The 20,056-nt window shown below is 57.4% G+C and carries 18 protein-coding genes; 8 read left to right on the top strand and 10 right to left on the bottom strand.

Annotated elements, in window-relative coordinates:
* Nucleotides 1-84: 84 nt before the first annotated feature.
* The 5 genes from AACO21_RS13875 to AACO21_RS13855 form a co-directional block, all read right to left on the bottom strand.
* On the bottom strand, nt 85-1,239 hold the full coding sequence (locus AACO21_RS13875; RefSeq protein ID WP_346193122.1) for an iron-containing alcohol dehydrogenase: 1,155 nt from the start codon (nt 1,237-1,239) through the stop codon (nt 85-87).
* Nucleotides 1,240-1,307: 68 nt separating this feature from the next.
* Nucleotides 1,308-2,213 (bottom strand): EamA family transporter, encoded by a 906-nt coding sequence (locus AACO21_RS13870; protein WP_346193121.1) that lies wholly within the window; start codon nt 2,211-2,213, stop codon nt 1,308-1,310.
* 47 nt (nt 2,214-2,260) lie between these two features.
* Nucleotides 2,261-3,343 (bottom strand): alkene reductase, encoded by a 1,083-nt coding sequence (locus AACO21_RS13865; RefSeq protein ID WP_346193120.1) that lies wholly within the window; start codon nt 3,341-3,343, stop codon nt 2,261-2,263.
* Nucleotides 3,344-3,435: 92 nt separating this feature from the next.
* Nucleotides 3,436-4,023 (bottom strand): TetR/AcrR family transcriptional regulator, encoded by a 588-nt coding sequence (locus tag AACO21_RS13860; protein ID WP_346193119.1) that lies wholly within the window; start codon nt 4,021-4,023, stop codon nt 3,436-3,438.
* Nucleotides 4,024-4,145: 122 nt separating this feature from the next.
* Nucleotides 4,146-5,756 (bottom strand): HAMP domain-containing methyl-accepting chemotaxis protein, encoded by a 1,611-nt coding sequence (locus AACO21_RS13855; RefSeq protein WP_346193118.1) that lies wholly within the window; start codon nt 5,754-5,756, stop codon nt 4,146-4,148.
* Between the two features lie 352 nt (nt 5,757-6,108).
* Here AACO21_RS13855 and AACO21_RS13850 point away from each other — a divergent pair, with 352 nt between their 5' ends.
* Together AACO21_RS13850 and AACO21_RS13845 are read left to right on the top strand one after the other, a co-directional pair.
* On the top strand, nt 6,109-6,783 hold the full coding sequence (locus AACO21_RS13850) for a Bax inhibitor-1 family protein (RefSeq protein WP_346193117.1): 675 nt from the start codon (nt 6,109-6,111) through the stop codon (nt 6,781-6,783).
* Nucleotides 6,784-8,166: 1,383 nt separating this feature from the next.
* The gene (locus AACO21_RS13845) at nt 8,167-8,841 is read left to right on the top strand and encodes a Bax inhibitor-1 family protein (protein WP_346193116.1); all 675 of its coding nucleotides are present in this window, start codon (nt 8,167-8,169) and stop codon (nt 8,839-8,841) included.
* Between the two features lie 935 nt (nt 8,842-9,776).
* On the opposite strand, the gene AACO21_RS13840 is transcribed toward AACO21_RS13845, so the two are convergent.
* Complete coding sequence (locus AACO21_RS13840) at nt 9,777-10,607, bottom strand: restriction endonuclease (RefSeq protein WP_346193115.1); 831 nt, start codon at nt 10,605-10,607, stop codon at nt 9,777-9,779.
* Nucleotides 10,608-10,884: 277 nt separating this feature from the next.
* On the opposite strand from AACO21_RS13840, the gene AACO21_RS13835 reads away from it, so the two are divergent.
* The 4 genes from AACO21_RS13835 (at nt 10,885) to AACO21_RS13820 (ending at nt 14,637) form a co-directional block, all read left to right on the top strand.
* Nucleotides 10,885-11,178: a hypothetical protein gene (locus tag AACO21_RS13835; protein WP_346193114.1), complete on the top strand. Its 294-nt coding sequence runs from the start codon at nt 10,885-10,887 to the stop codon at nt 11,176-11,178.
* 119 nt (nt 11,179-11,297) lie between these two features.
* Nucleotides 11,298-12,863: a recombinase family protein gene (locus AACO21_RS13830; RefSeq protein ID WP_346193113.1), complete on the top strand. Its 1,566-nt coding sequence runs from the start codon at nt 11,298-11,300 to the stop codon at nt 12,861-12,863.
* Nucleotides 12,860-13,762, top strand: a complete 903-nt coding sequence (locus AACO21_RS13825; protein WP_301277006.1) for a plasmid partitioning protein RepB C-terminal domain-containing protein — start codon at nt 12,860-12,862, stop codon at nt 13,760-13,762. The genes AACO21_RS13830 and AACO21_RS13825 overlap by 4 nt, the downstream gene beginning before the upstream one ends.
* On the top strand, nt 13,759-14,637 hold the full coding sequence (locus AACO21_RS13820) for a plasmid partitioning protein RepB C-terminal domain-containing protein (RefSeq protein WP_346193112.1): 879 nt from the start codon (nt 13,759-13,761) through the stop codon (nt 14,635-14,637). The genes AACO21_RS13825 and AACO21_RS13820 overlap by 4 nt, the downstream gene beginning before the upstream one ends.
* A gap of 225 nt (nt 14,638-14,862) precedes the next feature.
* On the opposite strand, the gene AACO21_RS13815 is transcribed toward AACO21_RS13820, so the two are convergent.
* Both AACO21_RS13815 and AACO21_RS13810 read right to left on the bottom strand, forming a co-directional pair.
* On the bottom strand, nt 14,863-15,537 hold the full coding sequence (locus AACO21_RS13815; RefSeq protein ID WP_346193111.1) for a hypothetical protein: 675 nt from the start codon (nt 15,535-15,537) through the stop codon (nt 14,863-14,865).
* A gap of 27 nt (nt 15,538-15,564) precedes the next feature.
* Nucleotides 15,565-16,392 (bottom strand): hypothetical protein, encoded by an 828-nt coding sequence (locus AACO21_RS13810; RefSeq protein WP_346193110.1) that lies wholly within the window; start codon nt 16,390-16,392, stop codon nt 15,565-15,567.
* Nucleotides 16,393-17,531: 1,139 nt separating this feature from the next.
* Between AACO21_RS13810 and AACO21_RS13805 the strand changes: the two genes are divergently transcribed.
* Together AACO21_RS13805 and trfA are read left to right on the top strand one after the other, a co-directional pair.
* Nucleotides 17,532-17,738, top strand: a complete 207-nt coding sequence (locus AACO21_RS13805) for a hypothetical protein (protein ID WP_346193109.1) — start codon at nt 17,532-17,534, stop codon at nt 17,736-17,738.
* Nucleotides 17,716-18,858 (top strand): plasmid replication initiator TrfA, encoded by a 1,143-nt coding sequence (gene trfA / locus AACO21_RS13800; protein ID WP_346193108.1) that lies wholly within the window; start codon nt 17,716-17,718, stop codon nt 18,856-18,858. The genes AACO21_RS13805 and trfA overlap by 23 nt, the downstream gene beginning before the upstream one ends.
* A 75-nt stretch (nt 18,859-18,933) precedes the next feature.
* On the opposite strand, the gene AACO21_RS13795 is transcribed toward trfA, so the two are convergent.
* Entirely contained in the window at nt 18,934-19,587 is a 654-nt protein-coding gene (locus tag AACO21_RS13795) for a hypothetical protein (protein ID WP_346193107.1), read from the bottom strand.
* Between the two features lies 1 nt (nt 19,588).
* Nucleotides 19,589-19,741: a hypothetical protein gene (locus AACO21_RS13790; RefSeq protein WP_346193106.1), complete on the bottom strand. Its 153-nt coding sequence runs from the start codon at nt 19,739-19,741 to the stop codon at nt 19,589-19,591.
* Nucleotides 19,742-20,056 lie beyond the last annotated feature (315 nt).

Here is a 20,056-nt window from a genome sequence, read left to right as displayed (position 1 = left end):
GTTCAGGGGGCGCGTGCGGGATGCCAAGGATACCCGAGCCCGGCCGCAGGGCCGGGTCTTTTGTCCTGTGGCGCGTGCGGGGACTCAGGCGCAGGCGCGCTGGATGATGCGTGCCGTGATCGCCTCGGTCACGCCGGCATGCGTGCCGAGCGCGGCATTACCATGCGCCTTCACGGCGGCGAACACGCGTTCGGCGGCATCGGCCTCGTCAATGCCCGCCTCGCGCAGGTGGAGCGGCATGCTCAAACTGCGGTAGAGCGCCTCGATGGCGGCGATGGTGTCTTCTGCGCTGGGCTGGGGCAGGCCGAAAACGGCTTGCCCCATCTGTACCAGCTTGGCGCGCTTGGCCTCAATCAGCTCCTTGAGCAGGGCGGGCTGGATGATGGCGAGCGTGCGGCCATGGTCGATATCCCAGAGCGCGGTCAGTTCGACGGCGATGCGGTGCGTGATCCAGTCGGTCGGCACGCCGACGCCGATGATGCCGCACAGCGCCTGATTGGCCGCCCACATCAGGTTTTGCTGCCAGCCGGTGGTGCGCCGTTGCTCGAAGGTATCGGCCAGCGTTTTCAGGGCCTTCATGACGGCTTCGGCATAGCCGTCCTGAACCAGTGCGCCGACCGGATGGGTGAGGTATTGCTCGCAGACATGCACGAAGGCATCGACGATTCCGTTTTCCAGCTGGCGGTCCGGCAGGCTGTGCATCACGTCCGGATTGAGCAGGGCAAAGCGGGGTCGGGCGGGCGGCACGTAGAACACGCGCTTCTCCAGGCTGGCCTTGCGCGTGACGACGGCCGCTGCGTTCGATTCCGAGCCGGTCGCCGGCAGGGTCAGCACGATGCCGACCGGCAGGGCGCTGCTCGGGACATGCAGTCCCTTGACGATGTCCCAGCCGTCGCCGTCATAGCACGCCGCACTGGCGACGAATTTTGCCCCATCGGACACCGAGCCGCCGCCCACGCCCAGCACAAAATCGATTTTGGCCGCTTTGGCGCGGTCGACCGCCGCCGTCAGGGTTTCCAGGGTCGGGTTCGGCTCAACGCCGCCAAACTCGACAATCTCCCGTTGTCCGAGTGCCGCCGTGACCTGGGCATGCACGCCGTTGTGCTTGATCGAGCCGCCGCCATACAGCAGCAGTACTTTCGCGTCCTGCGGAATCAGGCTGTCGAGCGCGGCAAAGGCGTTCGTGCCGAAAACGATCTGGGTCGGGTTGTGATAGCTGAATTCAAAACGGTGGGTCATGGTTGTTCTCGGTGAGTCAGGACGGTCAGAGGGGAATCGATGGGCAGGCGATGGGGACAAACGGAGACTCAGTCTGGTTTGAGGCTGGCGCTGCGCCGACTGGCCGCCCAACTGAGCAGGGAGAGCAGGGTGAGCCCGCCGCCAATCAGCAGGATGCCGGCAATTTCACTGGTTTTGAAGGCTTCGCCAAAGGTCAGCCTGGAGGCGAGGATGGCGATCACGGGCGTGCCCAGGACGGAGAGGCTCGCTTCCCAGGCCGGTACGCGGTCCAGAATATAGGCCCAGAGCCACCAGCACAGCGCCGTGCTGCCGATCGACATGAAGGCAAGCAGGCCGATGTAGTGCGCTGTCCATTGCGTGGCCGGTTCCGGCACGATCAGGCTGAGGCCGATCAGCGGGATGGCGCCGAGCAGCATTTGCCAGGTGGTCAGCGTAATCAGGTCGATTTTTGTCGTCGACCGCAGGCGCTTGATCTGGATGGTGCCGCAGGCCCAGCAGAGCGCCGCCATCAAGCCGAGAAATTTGCTGAACAGGCTGCTCTGCATGTCCCAGGGCTCAATGATCAGCAGCAGGCCGGTGAGGGTGCTGGCGGCCGCCAGCCACTGCTTCCCGCGCACCCGTTCGCCGAGCAGCGGCCAGGCGAGGAGCAGGGTCCAGATCGGCATGGTGAAGATGAGCACGGCGGTTTTGCCGGGGCCGCCCTCGACCAGGGCCCAGGTCTGGAAGACCATGAAGCCGGTGATCTGGGTCAGGGCAATCCCGACCGTGGGCCAGGGGGCGACCAGCTTGAGCGGCTTGCCCATCAGCTTGAGGGCCAGTACGAGCGAGAGGGCGCCGCCGACGCAACGTTCGGCTGCAAAGGCGAAGGGGGGCGCGTATTGCAGGCCCTGCTTGGCCAGCACCCAGGTGTAACCCCAGGTGAGGGAGAGGATGGCAAGGGCGAGGGCGGGGCGCCAGCGGCGATCAGGTGTCATGCAGACTTTCGGTCATGGAGGCCGCGGGTGCGGCCTCCGGGCGAACATCAGGCGGTCAGGAAAGGGTAGTCGGTGTAGCCTTCCGCGCCCCCCCCATAGAGTGTGTCGGCACGCAATGCGTTCAAGGGCGCGTTTTCTTTCAGGCGGCGGACGAGGTCCGGGTTGCTGATGAAGCTGCGGCCAAAGGCGAGCAGATCTGCCTTGCCGTCTGCCATGGCCTGCACGGCGAGGTCGCGGTCATAGCAGTTGTTGATCATCCACGGGCCGTTGAACGCCTTACGCAAGGCGGCGTAATCGACCGATACGCCGTCGGGGGTGCGGGTGCGTCCGGTGTCGCCTTCGATCATGTGCAGGTAAGCCAGGCTGAACGGCGCCAGCTGGTCGACCACGTAGCCGTAGAGCGCTTGCGGGTTGCTGTCGAGCGCGGCGGTGAAAGTGGTCAGCGGGCTCAGGCGGATACCGGTACGACCGGCGCCGATCTCCCCGGTGATGGCACGCACGACCTCCAGCAGCAGGCGGGCGCGGTTTTCGATGCTGCCGCCGTAGGGGCCGCTGCGGTCATTCACGCTGTCGCGCAGGAACTGTTCGATCAGGTAGGTATTGGCAGCGTGGATTTCCACTCCGTCGAAGCCGGCATGGATCGCGTTGCGGGCTGCCTTGCGGTAGTCCTCGATCAGGCCGGGGATTTCATCGTCGCGCAGGGCGCGTGGCTTGGAGGTCGGGATGAAGCCTTCGCGGGTGAAGGTGGCGGCTTCGGCAGCCTGATCGGTCGACGAGACCGGGACTTCGCCGTCCGGAAGCAGCGAGACGTGCGAAACGCGGCCCACGTGCCAGAGTTGCAGCACGATCTTGCCGCCTTCGGCATGGACGGCGGCCGTCACGGCTTTCCAGGCCTCGACCTGGGCCTCCGACCAGATGCCCGGGGTGTCGAGGTAGCCTTGGGCCGTCGGGCTGATCGGGCTGGCTTCGGCAATGATCAGGCCGGCGCTGGCACGTTGGCGGTAGTACTCGACGGTCAACGGGCCGGGGCGGTTGCCTTCGATGGCGCGGTTACGGGTCAGCGGGGCCATCACGATGCGGTTCTTGAGCGCGAGGTCGCCAATCTGGATCGGATCGAACAAAGTGGTCATGCGGGACTCCTTGGGGTGAGGATGGTGATATTAGACCGGTCGTCTATGCAAAAGGCGTTAAAAATGGCTGTCCATGGACAGCCGGTGTGAGATCAGGGCTGGTTCAAAAGCTGGCGCGTGAACGCCAGCGCGTTGTTCAGGGCATCCGGCGTCCGGTGCAGCTTGCTCAAGAGGCTGGCGCCCAGCCACATCTGGTACAGGGTCTGGGCGGTTTCGGCGGCGGGCAGGGGCGGGATCGAACCATCGGCCTGGCCGGCCTCGATGCGCCGGGCAATGCGTTCGACAATCCGGGCCGTGCCGTCGCGCAGGGTCAGGCGCATCGCATCCGAGAGGTCGGCTACCTCGCCCCCAAGTTTAACGACCAGGCATTTCTGCTCGTTGCAGGCGACATGCTGCGTATCCTGCCAGCGTTGCCAGTAGCGCATCAGGCTCTCGCCGGCCGTGCCTTGCCAGGTTGCGAAAAAGTGGTCGATTTCGTCCAGGTAGCGGGCGAAATACTCCTCCAGCAGCGCTTGGCCGTATTGCTCCTTGGAGGCGAAGTAATGATAGAAGGAGCCTTTCGGGACGCCGGCAGTGGTCAGGATTTCGTTCAGGCCGACACTCGCGAAGCCTTTGCCCGCGATGATGCGCTGGCCGGTTTCGAGAATGTGCTGACGCGTGTTGTCGTGACGAGCATTCATGGCAGGTAGTATGGCATCTATTAGACCAGTCGTCTAGTAAGCTTTGGAGCGTGCCCGGCGCAAGGTGCGGGCATGAAAAAGGGCAGGCTGCTGCCTGCCCTTGGGCGTGCTCAGGCCTCGATTCAGAGGCGGTATTGGGCGACGATGGCTTGCATCTTGTCCGACAGGTTGGCGAGTTCGGAGGCAGTGTCGGCGGTCGACTTTGCCGTGGCGCTGTTTTCTTCCGACATCTGGGCGATTTTTTCCACCTGCTGGGCAATGGCGGTGCTAGCCATGCTTTGCTCCCGGATGGCCTCGGAAATGTCGCCGACCATATCGACGGTCTGGCGTGCGCTGGCCTCGATGTCCTGGATGGACTCATTGGCTTCCCGGGCGCTGCTGACCCCGTCCTCGACTTGTGCGGTGATCGCCTGAATGCCATGTACGGCAGCCTGGGCGCCGCTCTGCATGGTGAGGATGGTGGAAGCGATCTCCTGGGTCGAACTGGTGGTGCGCTCGGCAAGTTTGCGGACTTCGTCGGCCACGACGGCAAAACCACGCCCCTGTTCGCCAGCGCGTGCGGCTTCAATGGCGGCGTTGAGCGCGAGCAGGTTGGTCTGGTCGGCAATGTCCTTGATCACCGCGACCACGTTGCTGATCTTTTCGCTCTGTGCTTCCAGTTCGGAAATCTGTGTTGCGGCGCTGTTGACCGTATCGGCAATCGAATTGATGCGCTGGGCGGTCGTGCCAATGATCTCGCCGCCACGATTGGCGCGATCGCCGGAGGATTCGGCCAGTTGATTGGCTTCGCGGGCGCGGTCGGCTACGTGGTTGATGCTGACCGTCAGTTCCTCGATGGTGGCGGCCATGCTGGAGGCCGATTCGCTCTGGTAGGTCGAGGCCGAGGACATTTCCGTGGCGGCGGTGGCCACCCGGTCCGCGGCCTGATTCACATCCTGGCTGCGCGAGGCGAGATCGCGGAAACTCTGTTGCAGTCGGTCCAGCAGCCGGTTGAATGCACCGGAGGTGGTGGCGATTTCATCCGAGCCGGAAATCGGCAGGCGCTGCGTGAAATCGAGTTGGGTTTCGATCTGGGAAAATGTGGCCGACATGGCGCTCAGCGAATGCGTTACATGGCGATAGGTGGTGATGGCCAGTCCCAGGACGCTGGCAGCACACACCGCCAGCAGCCCCAGACTGACATTGATGGCGCGTTGTCCGGCGGCTTCAATCCGGGTGATTTCTTCGGCAGCAAGTTCGTGGTTGTAACCGGCGTGCTCCATGAAATTCTTGGCCAGTGCATCGATGGTGGTACGAAGCTGGCTATTTAACTTGCGCGCCTCATCGGTATGTTGGTTGCGCGAGAGCTCAAAAACCTTGGTGGCGCCACGCGCAAATTCTTCAAGTAGCTTCTTGCTGGTTTCAAGATAAGCCCGGTCCTTGTCGCTGGAAATGTGTTTTTCGTAATCCTGCAACGCCTGTCGTGCTTCGCTCATGCGAGCTTCGAAAAGCTTTTCGTCGAGCAGTTTCTCTTCCTGGCTGGGCTGGGATATGTGGCGGATCATGGGCGCGCGGGCACGGAAGTAGGCGACCTCGGCGCGTTCAATCAGCTTGAGGCTGGGCAGGACATTGCTGGCCACCTCGCGCACATTGGTTTTGATTTCCTCTATCTGCAACAGGCAATAGCCCCCAACGGCAGCAAGGCCCAGAATGGCCACGCACATGAGGATGATGAGACGCTTGGCGATAGTCATTTTTTTCCCCTCTATTACTGAATTGTTATCTGCTTATTCAAGCATATTTTGTGTATTTGGGCTTGCGCTGAAGCAAATCAAATTGGGATTTTTTGCGGGCTAGGGATTGGCCTAGGTTGTTAGGTCATCACACGCGAATCGAGGAGGGGGGGGGCTGGAACGTCACGCTGGATGCGTTTCGGTGCGATCAGTGGTGATGCCGGGCGAGGCGGTCCGATGCCATGCTGGTAATCCGCGTGAATAGTCACGTTTAATTCGGTTTTCTCGAATTAAAGCTCAGGGATGGCTTGATTTTTTGGTAATGCGCTACGACTTACAGTGTTGTCACCAACCACCGGAGGAGTGATCCACCATGCGTACTGAAGCACGTGTTATCGACCTGAACAGAACCGAATACGGTACGTTTGCGGCGCCCGACACCAACCGTGTCATTCGTAATACCTACCAGTTGCTCGCGCTGTCCACGGCGGTGGCCGGCGTCGGCGCAGGCATCAGCATGCTGGCCGGTTTTGGCCCGCTGGCCGGGATCGTCTTTACCCTGCTCGGCCTGGTACCGCTGTTCTATCTGCACAAGAAACGGAATACGGCGGCAGCCGTGCCGGCCATGCTCACCTTTACCGCCCTCGGCGGTATGGGGATCGGGCCGACGCTGGCCCACTATATCAACATGCCGGGTGGCAGCAGCACGGTACTGAGCGCAGCCGTGATCACCACTGCCGTCACTCTGGCCCTGACGGCGTACGTCCATAAAACCGGCAAGGATTTCTCCCGTATGGGTGGCTTCCTGTTCGCGGGCTTAATTGTCGTCATCCTGGCCAGCATTGCTGCGATGTTTGTTCCGGCCATGCAGGCTGGCGTTTCGGCAGTCGCTGCGCTCTTGTTCTCGGGTTTCATTCTCTACGACACCAGTCGTCTGGTGCGTGGCGAAGAAACCAACTATGTGATGGCTGCAGTCAGCATGTACCTGAATGTACTGAACCTCTTCCTGTCGGTGCTGCAATTGCTGGGTTTCTCCAGTAACGACTAAGCCGCTCGATAGAGGCTGCGGCCACTACGGCTCGCCATCGGCGGGCCGTTTTTTTATTCTGCCTGTGGACTTTTTTATCCGGAGGCGTAATCTGGCATTGAAGCCTGACGCGCAGTGGGTCAGGCCCTTCAGGAACAACGCGATGGGAGGCAGCATGACTGAAAGTCCGCCGCAGTTCGACGAGATGACCGAGTAGTACCCAAACGGCGACAAGCCGCTTACCTTGGCCTTGAGTGCCGGGGTTCTGGATTTGAGAAGCCCATGTTCAGCGACATGGGCTTCATGCTTTTTGGGGGTTCTATCCTTCCTGACTCACGATGGGTGCGCCCTGGGGGCGGGGGGGCTCTGCCCAACGATGCTCAGTCTTGATGCCCTGTGTGCTGGCGTGTCGCAGGATCTCGCCGTCGCACTTTCAATGAGTTGGAACCATTGGGCTGTTTTCAGGGGGGGGCTAGGTCAATCGTGAGGCAACATTGGCATTGAAACATTCAATGTTCAGCTCATCGGTGACCTGTGCGTGATCACGCTTTGATCACACTGGCTGTGATCAGCAAGGGAAAAGCGGCCTGGGTGCTGCGAGCAGGGAGGGGGCTTGTCACCCTGAGGTCACCCGAAACATCTACCGACACAAAATTCTGAGAGCTCTCCTGACTACGGAGGCGGCAAGGAATCCCCCCTGTACCCCGGCCTCAACCCATGGCTAATCAGGATGGCCGCCAAGGCATCTATAACGCTTCAGGCTGGTGTTGCAGGAGCGGGTGAGGGTCTGCCTGTGGAGTGGCTGGTGAGTGCGGTATGGTCTTGCAGCACAAGCTTCTGGCAGCCTCTCCATCACTGGTCTAATCAGTGGGAGTCTTGTGGACAGAGTGCCGAGCGTGGTAGTCTGGATTTAGGCAGTGGGGTGGTGATCTTGTCACCCTGCTGTCACCCGAGAGTCACCCTGAAACCCAAGCAGGATGATCAACGGGGAATTCGATGTACACCCCGAAAAGCAAAAAACCTCTGATTTTGTGCCTTTAAGCATTTCCTGCCCCGAAATAAAGCATTAACTGGCCAAGAGGGCCCCTGAAGCATACCTCTTGCCCCACAAAAACGCTCCAAAACGCGCTGAAAACGACGCTCCACAGAGCACTGAAAAGCATATCTTGGCCAATCGTGAAGAAATAAAGCAATTCTTGTCCAAAAAATCCCCCTGAAAATCGAATGAGTTTTTGGTCATCAAGCACCCGAACGGTGCCATTGACGGTCTAAAAAACAATAAATCCTCACCAATAACCATCATCGGTTCGGTTTTTTCGAACCATCACTCAGCAGTGGATTGATTTCCTGATGACCAGTCCCGACATAGAGTGGCATCACCTACTACTGGAGGAATAAACCACCATGCGCACTGAAGCACGTGTTATCGACCTGAGCAAAACCGAATATGGCACGTATGCAGCGCCCGACACCAACCGTGTCATTCGCAATACCTACCAACTACTCGCCCTGTCTACCGCTGTCGCTGGCGTAGGCGCAGGTATCAGCATGCTGGCCGGCTTTGGCCCGCTGGCCGGCATTGTGTTCACGCTGCTCGGCCTGGTGCCGTTGCTCTACCTGAACAAGAATCGAAATACCGTAGCGGCCGTGCCGACCATGCTGACCTTTACGGCCCTCAGCGGCCTAGGCCTCGGTCCGACGCTATCCCACTACATCAATCTACCGGGTGGCAGCAGCACGGTATTGACCGCTGCCGTCATCACGACGGCGGTCACCTTGGCGCTGACGGCATATGTTCATAAGACAGGCAAGGATTTCTCCCGCATGGGTGGCTTCCTGTTCGCTGGCCTGATTGTTGTCATCCTGGCCAGCATCGCGGCAATGTTCGTCCCGGCCATGCAGGCTGGCGTATCCGCGGTCGCGGCGCTCCTGTTCTCGGGTTTCATTCTCTTCGATACCAGTCGTCTGGTGCGCGGCGAAGAAACCAATTACGTGATGGCCGCGGTCAGCATGTACCTGAATGTGCTGAACCTGTTCCTGTCCGTGCTGCAACTGCTCGGCTTCTCCAGCAACGACTAACCTAGCTCGCCGACGGTAGGTGTCAGAACGGCTCGCCAAGTGGCGGGCCGTTTTCTTTCCCGGCAGTAGACTTTTTAATTCGGAGGAGTAATCTGAAATCGAAGCCTGACAGGCAGTTGGTCAGGCCCTTCAGGAACAACGCGATTGGAGGCAGCATGACTGAAAATCCGCCGCAGTTCGACAAGATGACCGAGTAGTACCCCAACGGCAATTAGCCGCTAGCCTTGGCCGCGACTGCCAAGGTCTAGGATTTACGAAGCTCATGTTCAGCGACATGGGCTTCTTAATTTATAGGGAATCAATTCCTACCAATGGCCTGGACGTTTGGGTTTCTAAACTGGCCCTTCCTCAAGATTTGGGGTGACATCCTTCTCATCAAACGAGATGATTTTTCCACTGCCCTGGCAAGCGTCACAACGAAACTTCTTCTCAACTGACCCCATACCTCGGCACTTACTGCAAGCCCTCTCTTCCTGCAGTTCATTGTCTTCAACGCCGATACCATCGCATCGTGCGCAAAGAATATATTCGATATTGAAACCAATCCCCTCACATTGACTACAGGTTTGCGCTCTCGGGGTCAGTTCTACAATTGCAATTGAGTAGCCTTTTCCAGCGCAATCGTTACATGGAACGAGAATTTGCTTATGCACATATCCATGCCCATCACATTCTGGGCATAACGATTCATCCCCCGCAGTATTCTCAACCCATCCCTTGCCGAGACAAGTAGCACACCTGGTTCTTATCTCCTCTTGCATGGAGCCAATACCGCCACACCGCTTACAGGTATGCTTCCTTATTTCGCGCCGGGTTACGTTTTTTTCCATATCGTTTTATGCAGCGATTCAGAGTGTGGAATTTTGGGCAGAAGAAAACCCTCCAGATTTCAGAGAGCAAATCGTAGTTTTAAGACCGTCAAATCTCCGAATCATCTAATTTCGAACCCCAGTACAAGCGGGAAAGCGTGTACATCCCCAGAACTGATTGCCGGCGTTGCTGCCCTTCTTCGCAGTCCGCCGCATCATCTCACTTCCACACTTTGGGCAGGTCGGCGTCGTCTGCTCTGCCACAGGAACAGCGCTGGGAACACGGCCAATCATGGAACGCAGCTTTTTGGCATCGAATAGCTGAATAGCCCGACCATCGGCAAAGTTCTTCGCCTCTTCGGTAAAAGCTCCCGATGCCACGACGAAGGCGCCAACCGCTCGTTCCGCGGCCATCACACCATACAGCTCCCTGACGATGGCCACACCGACCTTCTGCGACTTCCATTGCTTACATTGCACCAGATACTTGTCGCTGCCCATATGGAGTTCGAGGTCGACACCGCCATCCGGGCCGTCTCCGCCACGCTCTACCACGCGATAGCCCTGCTGGCGAAACGCTTCGGCCACCAACCCTTCAAAGTCTCGCCAGCTCATTTTTTCCAGAGCATCCGCGGCAGGGTCATTGGCTACTTGAGTATGTAGCTCGGACTGACGGCGCCGGCGCGAGAAAGAAATGAATGCCCCCACCAAAAAGGCAAACGGAACGATGTACTGGAATACGGTGGCCAACATGGCCCCTACACCATGTGTCACCGAATCCCCCATCGTTTTACCCAGCGCTTTCAATTCCACCGGGTTCGTCGTCAGCGGAGCCCGAGTCGCATAGTAGTGCAGGATGAAATAGGCGATAACCGCTAATCCGACCCCGACCTTCCAAGGAAGCTGGGAAGCAATATCGACCAGGTCATCGAGAACGGATGATTTTTTTCGAGCCATGCTATTTGTCATTTTTTGATGAAGAATGGATTTTGCATCCGCTATGTCGTTAACGACAAGCGAGCTAAGCAAGCATTTGCTTGAAACCAAGGCTAGTAGTGCATTGCAGCCTCCTCATCCTTAGGAGAATGCAATGACAATCAGACGATGCAAGGCATGCGGCAATTCATTCACGCCGTGGCCTCAGGCAAAAAACCAGCAATTCTGTTCAAACCCGGCCTGCCAAAACGAGCGGCGCCGGCGCAAGCAGGCCAAGCGACGCCAGGAAAGTCTGGCTATGCGGGAGAGCGATGCCCAGTACCTGAAGGACTGGGCGGCCAAGAATCCCGGCTACTGGCAAAAATACCGCGCTGAGCATGCCACCTACGCCGAACGCAATCGGACACAGCAACAAACGCGAAATCAGGCGCGAATTGCAAAAGATGCGCCGCTCTCGCCCAATGCCTTGCCCTCTGGGCTTTACCAGCTGATTCCAGCGACGGCCGAAATGATTGCAAAGGATACGGTGTGGCTCGTCGAAATCACCGTGCTGCAAGGACCTTCAGAGATTGAGGCGCTGTATTGCAAATGAGTCTGTGATGTTCGAGCGGAATATTCCTTGATAGGGTCCCCGTCACCAACAACCAGTGGCGGGGCCTTCTGCATGGAACGGCAATTGCGCACTTGCCACGAGGAAGGGAGCAATGTCATATGCCATCCCCAGAAGACCAGCCCCATGGCGCCAGTCAGTTTTCCCTGTTTCGGGCGGCGGAGTATGTCCGCATGTCGACTGAGCATCAGCAATACTCCACTGAGAACCAGTCTGACCGCATCCGGGAGTACGCCGCCCGTCACGGCATCCAGATAGTTCGCACCTACGCCGACGCGGGCAAGAGCGGCTTGCGCATCGATGGCCGGGAAGCACTGCAACGGCTGATTCGCGATGTGGAAACCGGTCAGGCGGATTTTCAGGTCATCCTGGTGTACGACGTGAGCCGCTGGGGGCGTTTTCAGGATGCAGATGAGAGCGCCTACTACGAGTACATCTGCAAGCGTAAAGGCATCACCGTCACCTACGTTGCTGAACAATTCGACAACGATGGTTCGCCGGTGTCGACCATCGTCAAAGGGGTCAAACGCGCCATGGCCGGCGAATACAGTCGGGAGCTTTCGGCCAAGGTATTTGCCGGCCAGTGCCGACTCATCGAACTCGGCTATCGGCAAGGCGGTCCGGCGGGGTATGGCCTGCGCCGGGTACTCATCGACCAGCATGGCTTGGTGAAGAGCATGCTGACCCGCGGCGAGCACAAAAGCCTGCAAACCGACCGTGTCATCTTAGTCCCCGGTCCTCCAGAGGAAGTGGCGGTGGTCAACCGCATCTACCGATGGTTCATCGATGACAATCTGTCGGAGTCGCAGATTGCGGGACGCCTTAACGCCGAAGGCATCCTTACCGACCTGGACCGTGCCTGGACACGAGGAACGGTGAACGAGGTGCTGAGCAACGAAAAATACATCGGCAACAACGTCTACAACCGCATCTCCTTCAAGCTCAAGAAAACCCGGGTGACCAACCCGGGCGAGATGTGGGTTCGCAAGGAAGGCGCATTCGAAGCCATCGTCTCCCCGGAATTGTTTTTCACGGCCCAGGGCATCCTGCGGGCGCGAGCACGACGCTATAGCGACGAGGAATTGCTTGAGCGCCTGCGTCAGCTCTATGAATCGCGTGGCCTGCTTTCCGGACTCATCATCAACGAGACCGAGGGCATGCCATCGGCGGCAGCCTATGCCCATCGGTTTGGCAGCTTGATACGTGCCTACGAGAAGGTAGGCTTCATGCCTGACCGCGACTATCGCTTCCTGGAAACCAACCGCTTCCTGCGCCAGTTGCATCCGACCATTGTGGGTGACACTGAAGCGGCTATCCAGGCCATTGGTGGCGAGGTGCATCGAGACCCGGCCACGGACCTGCTGACCGTCAATCACGAATTCACGGTGTCGCTGGTACTGGCCCGTTGCCTAACAACCGGCACCGGCAGTCGCCGCTGGAAAATTCGGCTGGATACCAGCCTCTGCCCCGATGTCACCGTCGCCGTTCGCCTGACGCCGGACAATGATGCCGCCTACGACTACTACCTGTTGCCACGGCTCGACTTCGGCGAATCGAATCTTCGTCTGGCCGAGGTCAATGCGGTGGAGTTCGATTGCTATCGTTTCGACACCCTGGATTACTTGTATGGGATGGCCGAGCGCCGGCGGATTCGGAGGGCAGCATGACCTCGCCCCTGAAAAAACGCCCCCTCAAAACCATTGCCATAGACCGCATCGAGGTTATCAATCCTCGTGAACGGAATAAACGGGTCTATGAGGACATCGTCGGCAACATCCAGAAGGTCGGCCTCAAAAAGCCTGTGACGGTTACGCCCCGAACCGGCGAAGACGGTACCGAGCGATACCTGCTAGTTTGTGGTGAAGGGCGACTGAACGCCTTCCGTGCGCTGGGCCATACGGAAATTCCTGCCTTGGTCGTGGAGGTCGATGACGAAGCGGCGTACATCATCAGCCTGGCGGAAAACATGGCCCGACGACAGTACCGACCGCTCGAAATCCTGTCGAGCATCAAGCGCCTGGGTGACCTTGGGTATGCGGCCAAGGACATTGCGACCAAGACCGGACTGACGCAGACCTATGTATCCGGCGTTCTGAAGCTGCTCGACCACGGCGAGGAACGACTTCTGGTCGCCGTGGAAACCGGCAAGGTGCCGCTGAATACGGCGCTGGACATCGTCGGCGCAGGGGACGACGACAAGGCATTACAGGCCGCCATGCAGGAAGCCTACGAATCCGGGCGCTTGCGGGGCAAGCAACTACTGGAAACGCGCAAGGTCATCGAACGCCGCCAAACCTTGGGTCGTAGTGGCGCCAAACGAGCTCCCAGCGGAAAAGCAGATGTCACTGCCTCGAGCCTGGTACGCACCTATCAGCGTGAGGTCGAACGACAAAAACTCGTCGTGAAGAAGGCTGAGCTAACCCAGCAACGGCTTCTGTTTGTGGTCAGCGCACTGCGCCAACTCCTCGCCGACGAGAACTTCGTCACCCTGTTGCGTGCGGAGCACCTGGACACCATGCCCAATTACCTGGCGAACCGTGTCTGGCCGAACGGAGGTCCTGCGTGAATGGCCCCCTGTTGGGATTTATCCCCGAAACCTGCCTGGTGCCACTCGACAAGCTGCTGCCTTCCAAGAAAATCCCGGTCGGCCTGGTTGCCTCAGTCAAGTACAAACAAATCGTCAGTTCCCTCGAGGAGGTGGGGCTTATCGAACCGCTGTCGATTTCCCCGATGCGGGCTGACGGCAATTACTTGGTGCTCGATGGCCATGCGCGACTGCTGGCCTTACGAGAACTCGGATACGCAGAAGCACTTTGCCTGGTGGCCACTGACGACGAGACCTACACCTACAACACCAAAATCAACCGCCTGGCGACCATTGGCGAGCATCGCATGTTGCGCAAGGCCGTTCAGCGCGGGGTTCCGGCGGCGCGACTGGCCCGTGCCCTCAATGTCGATGTCTCGCAAATCCTCAAGAAGGTCAAATTGCTTGATGGCATTTGCCCCGAGGCGGTCGAGCTGTTGAAGGATAGACAGTTTTCTGCGGAAATTTCCCGGCTACTGCGAAAGATGAAACCAACACGGCAAGTCGAATGCGTTGACCTCATGCTGCTGGCCAATAACCTGACCATTCCCTATGCAGAGGCGCTGTTGGCGGCGACGCCGGCCGAACAACTCTACGATGGACAGAAAGCCAAGAAACTGGCCGGCGTGTCAGCTGAGCAAATGCTGCGAATGGAGCGAGAAATGACCAAGCTGCAAGGACAGTACGAACTGATTGAACGGAATTACGCCGATGATGTGCTGAATCTGGTGTTGGCACGTGGGTACGTCGCCAAGCTGCTTGAGAACGAAGCCGTTGAAAGATTTATCCAGCAGCGGCATCCGGAACTGCTGGAGCAACTCAAGCACATCGTTTCGGTATCGTCGCTCGACCAGTAGTCGATTTGCTCGCTCATTAACAATTCGGAACTATTGATGCGGAGAGGGACTTGGACCGTTGATGCGGCTCCGAAGGGCAACGTCTCTCTCCGCAAAGGGCGCGATTTACTTCGGCCATTTCCCCTCCTGTTTTCAAGCCTGTGGGTAATCTGTCACACAATTGAAAGGAGGGCTGGGAAGCAATACAAAATTTAGGGCTCGCCTTATGTTGCTTAGCTGGATTGTCTAACGACGTTTTCCACTGCCATATGACCCGCTGACGAGTAGCGGGGAGTCTAGTAGGTCGGTGCTTCCTGTTTCACGAGGGCGGAATACGTCCCGGATGTCACCCGCGTATCTCGCTAGATAATCCGGGAACACCTGGCAGATGTCACCCTTTGGTTCCTGCACACAGAATTTGACGTGAGCTTCATGTGTAAGCGTAGCCCCTAAGCCCGCACTATCGCAAAGCCATCGAAAAACTGGCTCAAAGAGCTGGGTGCGCTCAAACAGGCGCACGAGGTTTTGGGCTGGTTCTGTGTTGTTGTAAACACGGGCCTGATTGGCGACGTACTTCGTCAATTTACTGAAATGCGGGGAGTGAGCTAGTTTGTGGTGGTCTAACGAGCCACCGAGAGGGCTCTGCCAAAATTTCATCAACAGAGCATAGGTAGCTTTGGCGTCGTCATTGTCTGAAGCTATGGACTGAGTGGGATTATCAGAATTAATTTCTCCGCCAGGTTTCCCCCGCTGGTCCTTGCTAGTGTTGGCATGTGCAGCCTTCTTCTCTTCCACAAGAGCTGCAATGAATTCTGCACGACGTTCTTCGTCGAGCCGGCGAATTCGGTCAATTTGCGCCTTAGATTCGGCAATGCCGGTAATTGTCTGAAAGCTAGATTTTTGCGACTTTCGTCTAGTCATGGCCAGAACCCCACATTCGTGTGCAATCTATCTACGTTTCCCTAGCGAAGGGAGGCCACCCAGCACCTCACGGCCCTCCAGGGCAGAGAAGTCGGGCGTAGCGAACCGTTTTGAGACACGCAGTTCACTCATCAACCTAGCATTTATCTCCGAATCAAACATCATCAAGTAATGGTCAAACTTGATGCGCCCGACTTGCCTTACTGCTCCAGGTTTGGAGTGGCCGACGCGTAGCGTTCGTGGTGCCTTGGTCGTGTGATTCGCTGGTCTGCCCGTGAAGCTTATCTCCGAGATGTAGCCCCACGGAGAGTGGATAAGTACGAATGAACGGGAATAGCGTCGCCCCCTCAAATGCTCTACCAACTCGGCCTCGTCCTTGACGGGCAAGGTTCCAAGACGCGGAATCGGGAGAAAAACCTGGTGCGTCGCTGAAATTGAGCAGTCCCCCGGAAACTCAAGCTCAATGAGTTCCGGGATATTCGATGCCCAATCGACAATCAGGCGCTTAAGCAGGTCGACTGACCGCTCCCGATTTTCTGTTGCATACAAACATGGCTGAAGTTCCTTGTGGTGCATCAGTAGGAACATGGCAGCCTCTTCTACAGACCGGGGTTTTACCGCTGCAGCAGACAATAACTTTCTGAGGAGGATGGGGCCTGCAAACAGCGCATCCAGCACGGTACGCTGGCTCTCCTTCGGTTTAAGCAAACTGTGAAGAACAATTTTCTCTGAGCAGCCACCCTGTGTCTTTGAGTTTTGAGGACGGGGAACACTCTCTTTTGCGGGGGCTTTAAGGGGCTGGTCAGCCTGCTCCGATGGAGCTCGCCAGGTGAGAATTCCGTTTTTTCCGGCCATTTCAAATCTGTGTTTATGCAAAGTTTTTACAGAGATGAATATGCTACACGACTACTTGGCATGATGATGCTTCATCACTGTCTAAGGTCCTTCATCTCTTCATCCTTGCCAGTTGCAGACCTTCGCACATGAGTACGTACTACACCGGCCAACCGCATAGCTTGCCTGGTACTTGATGCTCCAGAACACACGAAACAGCGTTAAAGCGGAGCGCTAGGCCTGCTTGTCATCCAGAACTGCAGGACCAACTGAAGCTCTCCATTTCCATAACAGTAGGCATTTTTACTCGCTAATTAACAATTCAGAGCTATGGTCGGGGCGGGAGGTGCAGGACATTGCAGCCGTCCTTATTGATACCTCTCTCCGCTGACGTTGGATACCGACAACCCGGCTATTGAAACGAGCAAACATCCTCGATGGGTATGGCTTAACCACGGCAATGAGATGTTGCCACTGCGAACCCATCGGTTAAGCCAGCTACGCTCCAGTCAAGCGACGCGCAGCGATACTCATCTCGGCTCGCTCCTGTTGGGCTGCGCAGGGCATGGGGGGGGGCGTGCCCTCCTTGGCGGTCTGAACCTTATCGTCATCGGGGTTGGCTACCTTCTACTTGGCTGATGGCCTCAGTCGAGGGAACTGGCATCGCATTCCACAGGCTGCATGAGGGCTGCCAGGGCTGTTGTCTGACGGCATACCAATTCACCTTGCAAGTAGAGTAAGCGCTGCCCACTGACGAGCGACCTGACCAGCCACCTGGTTGCCAGAAGCGGGCTGCTCACCGGAAAGACGTTGAACCCATGTTCAGGCTCCTGACGTTCACGCTGCGTTGCGACGTTGTGAGGCGCACACCCAGAGAGATGAAGGCGGGGGTGGGTGATTAAAGGATTAAGGATTACGGGGGTGGATACCCATGAAAACGCCTTGCCGGGTGGGGAGATTTTTTCTGCAGGGGCGCCATGACGTGTTTTGAGGCCAAGCGAAATGTGGGGCCACGACAAGCAGCGTGTGTTTCGACGCCAAGTAAAACGTGTTTTCAGGCAGCGTAACCCATTCTGGGTACGGTCTGTCGTTCGTCATGCTTCTCCAGCGCGCTATACCGATTCATGTGGGGCCCCATTGGGCCCCAGTGGAGAAGACACATGAAAACCAAAATCGAAAAACCTGGCGACCGGCATCGTGCCGGTTCGGTGCAGATGAAAGTCTGGGTTCCGGATGACCTGAAGAACGAATTTGCTTCGCTGTGCGCGGTGCAAGGCCTCTCTGCATCGGTCGTTCTTCGCGGTCTACTTGCCGCCTATGTCCAACGCGTGTCAGGAGCCCGAGATGGCCAAGCGGCGCAGCGCTGAGCAGATTGCTGAGCTTCAGGCACAAGCCGCGGCAGCGCGACGCGCTGCTGAAACCGCAACGGACATATTTACCCAGGACCTTAGCTATGCAGCAGCCGCAACGCTCGAGTCTGTTGCACGCAGTCAGCTACGGCAGATGGCTGCCGAGGAAGAGCCCGTCCTGGTACTACCCGACAACGCTTCAGTCACTGAGGTGCGGCAGGCCAGGCAGCGTCGGGCAGTTCGGCGCGGCGACGATGTTTACCTGCCTACCTGGCGGGAAGCGACAGTAGGTATCCCGAACACCCTTCTGCGCTCCTCCTTGTTCGGTGCTTCCGAGGTGACCGACAAGCCGCTGATGAACGTCGAGATAAGCGTACAGGGCGATACCTCGTTGACGCTGACGGGGCACCCCCTGGGTGATTACGACCGACGTGTTTTTGCTGCCTGTCTGAACTACTACCGTGACGAGCGCCCCCTCTGTCCAGGGGGAGAATTGCGCTGGGTGAGCGTGACTTTTTGGCAACTGGCCCGTGACCTGAATGTGTCCTACTGCGCCAATACCCACCGGGCCATCCGAGACAGCCTGATTCGGCTCAATGCCGCCCACCTGCGTATCCGGGTGAAGCGCGTGGACATCCCGATGCCGCGCTTATTGGATGTCTTATTCGATGACGGCTACCAAGGCAGAGATACGCCTGAGCGTTTGCTGAAGGGCAGTGACCTCATTTCCTTTCGCGTGCTGGACTCGATGGCCAGGCTTTTTGGGCCGGAAAACTGGAGTGCGGTCAGCTACACAGCGCTGCACGAATACTCAGGCCTGCCGGCGTGGCTGGCCAGCTACTACAGCACGCATGCGAAGCCGTACCCGGTGAAAGTTGAAGACCTTTTCAAGTGGAGCGGGGTGGTCTGTGAACTCCGGGAGTTTCGCCGGCGGCTGAAGCGAGCTCTGGGGCGGCTTCAGCGGGCTGACGTGTCAGACAGCGAGAGAGTGGCGGCATTTGAGCTCACCGATACGCATCTCACGGTCGAGCTTTTGAGATGGAAAACGTCCCAGCCGGAGGCGTCTGCCATTTGCGACCCGAGACAAACGCTTGGCGGCGAAGCGGCGCTGTCGATAAATCATGCTGGTCGAGTCTGACTTTCTTACCGCTCAGATTGGCCACAATCGGTGAGCATCGCATCTTGCACAGGGCAGTTCAACGCGGTGTTCTCCCTACGAAAAATCTCCTTTGAGAAGATATTGATTGAAAGGATGTCCGGATTTGACCAATGACGACGATTCATCACTCTCTACGGCAATCAAACCAAGATTTATGAGGTGAGATATTGCGGGCCGAATCGCGTCGCGTTGTACACCTAGGTATCCCGATATTTTGTCGTACCCAATTCTAGATGATGTGGTTTTGTTAACTCGGAACGTAAGCAACAGCAAGTAGAGTTTAAGCGCGTTCAATTCGTGCTTGGAACGGAAAGTTAAAGCCCGAAATGCGAATAGACCTCTAGCCGGAGAGTAGAGCAAATCTTGGGGAAGTCTTGCATGCCGGGCTTCTTCGATGCCTACAATACGGTAGCGATTGCCCTGCTGGGAATGGGTAACCTTAATGACCCCAAGCTCATCTACCAAGATTTTCAGAGACCTAGCAACCAATGCTCTCGATAGGTTGGTTTGTTGCTCGATAAAGTCATAGGTCAGCAAAACCCCATCCTGGGTAGTGGAAAGCTTATCCAGAGGCGCCCGATTCTGCGCTATCAACATCAATAGATAGGTGAGCAAAGCGCCGATGGCTCCACCGCGATACTCCCGCCATCCTAGCCGTTGCAAGCCACCATCCTGAATCCATGTGCTGGGGAATCGTGCCCAGCTCATACTAGCGGCGCTCCGCCAGCAAGCTCACGAGGCGAAAAGCGAGCATGATTGCCAAACCGACGACAACGAGTGCAGCAAACGCGATGATTGAATTAATAAGCTCCGGATGAGCCATGAGGAAGACGAGTGCATCAATGAGTTTTTCGACGGGCATTTGAGTGCTCCAGGAATCAGTGAGCACATTTTGAACGACTACCTAATTATTTCTAGAAAGAGTCGTAATGACATTTGCTTTTTATTCTTGTTAACATTTTGTTTTATAAAATAAATTTGCTAAATAGATTTAGTATTCGTAGTTTACGAAAAGGCCCTCGTTCGCATCAATCCACCTCACTCATACCGTGGTGATACTGGCCCCTCAATGGCTGAGGCCATCTGGACAGAGAAGCTGACAGATTGAAATACAAGCCCATTGAAGCGCGTCTCCATTTACGCTTTTTCTAAAGGCTGGTGGCTTCCACCTGCCTCG

It is taken from the genome of Dechloromonas sp. ZS-1 (genome assembly GCF_039649255.1).
Taxonomy (GTDB): Bacteria; Pseudomonadota; Gammaproteobacteria; order Burkholderiales; family Rhodocyclaceae; genus Azonexus.
This window is presented reverse-complemented; position numbering and strand designations above follow the sequence as displayed.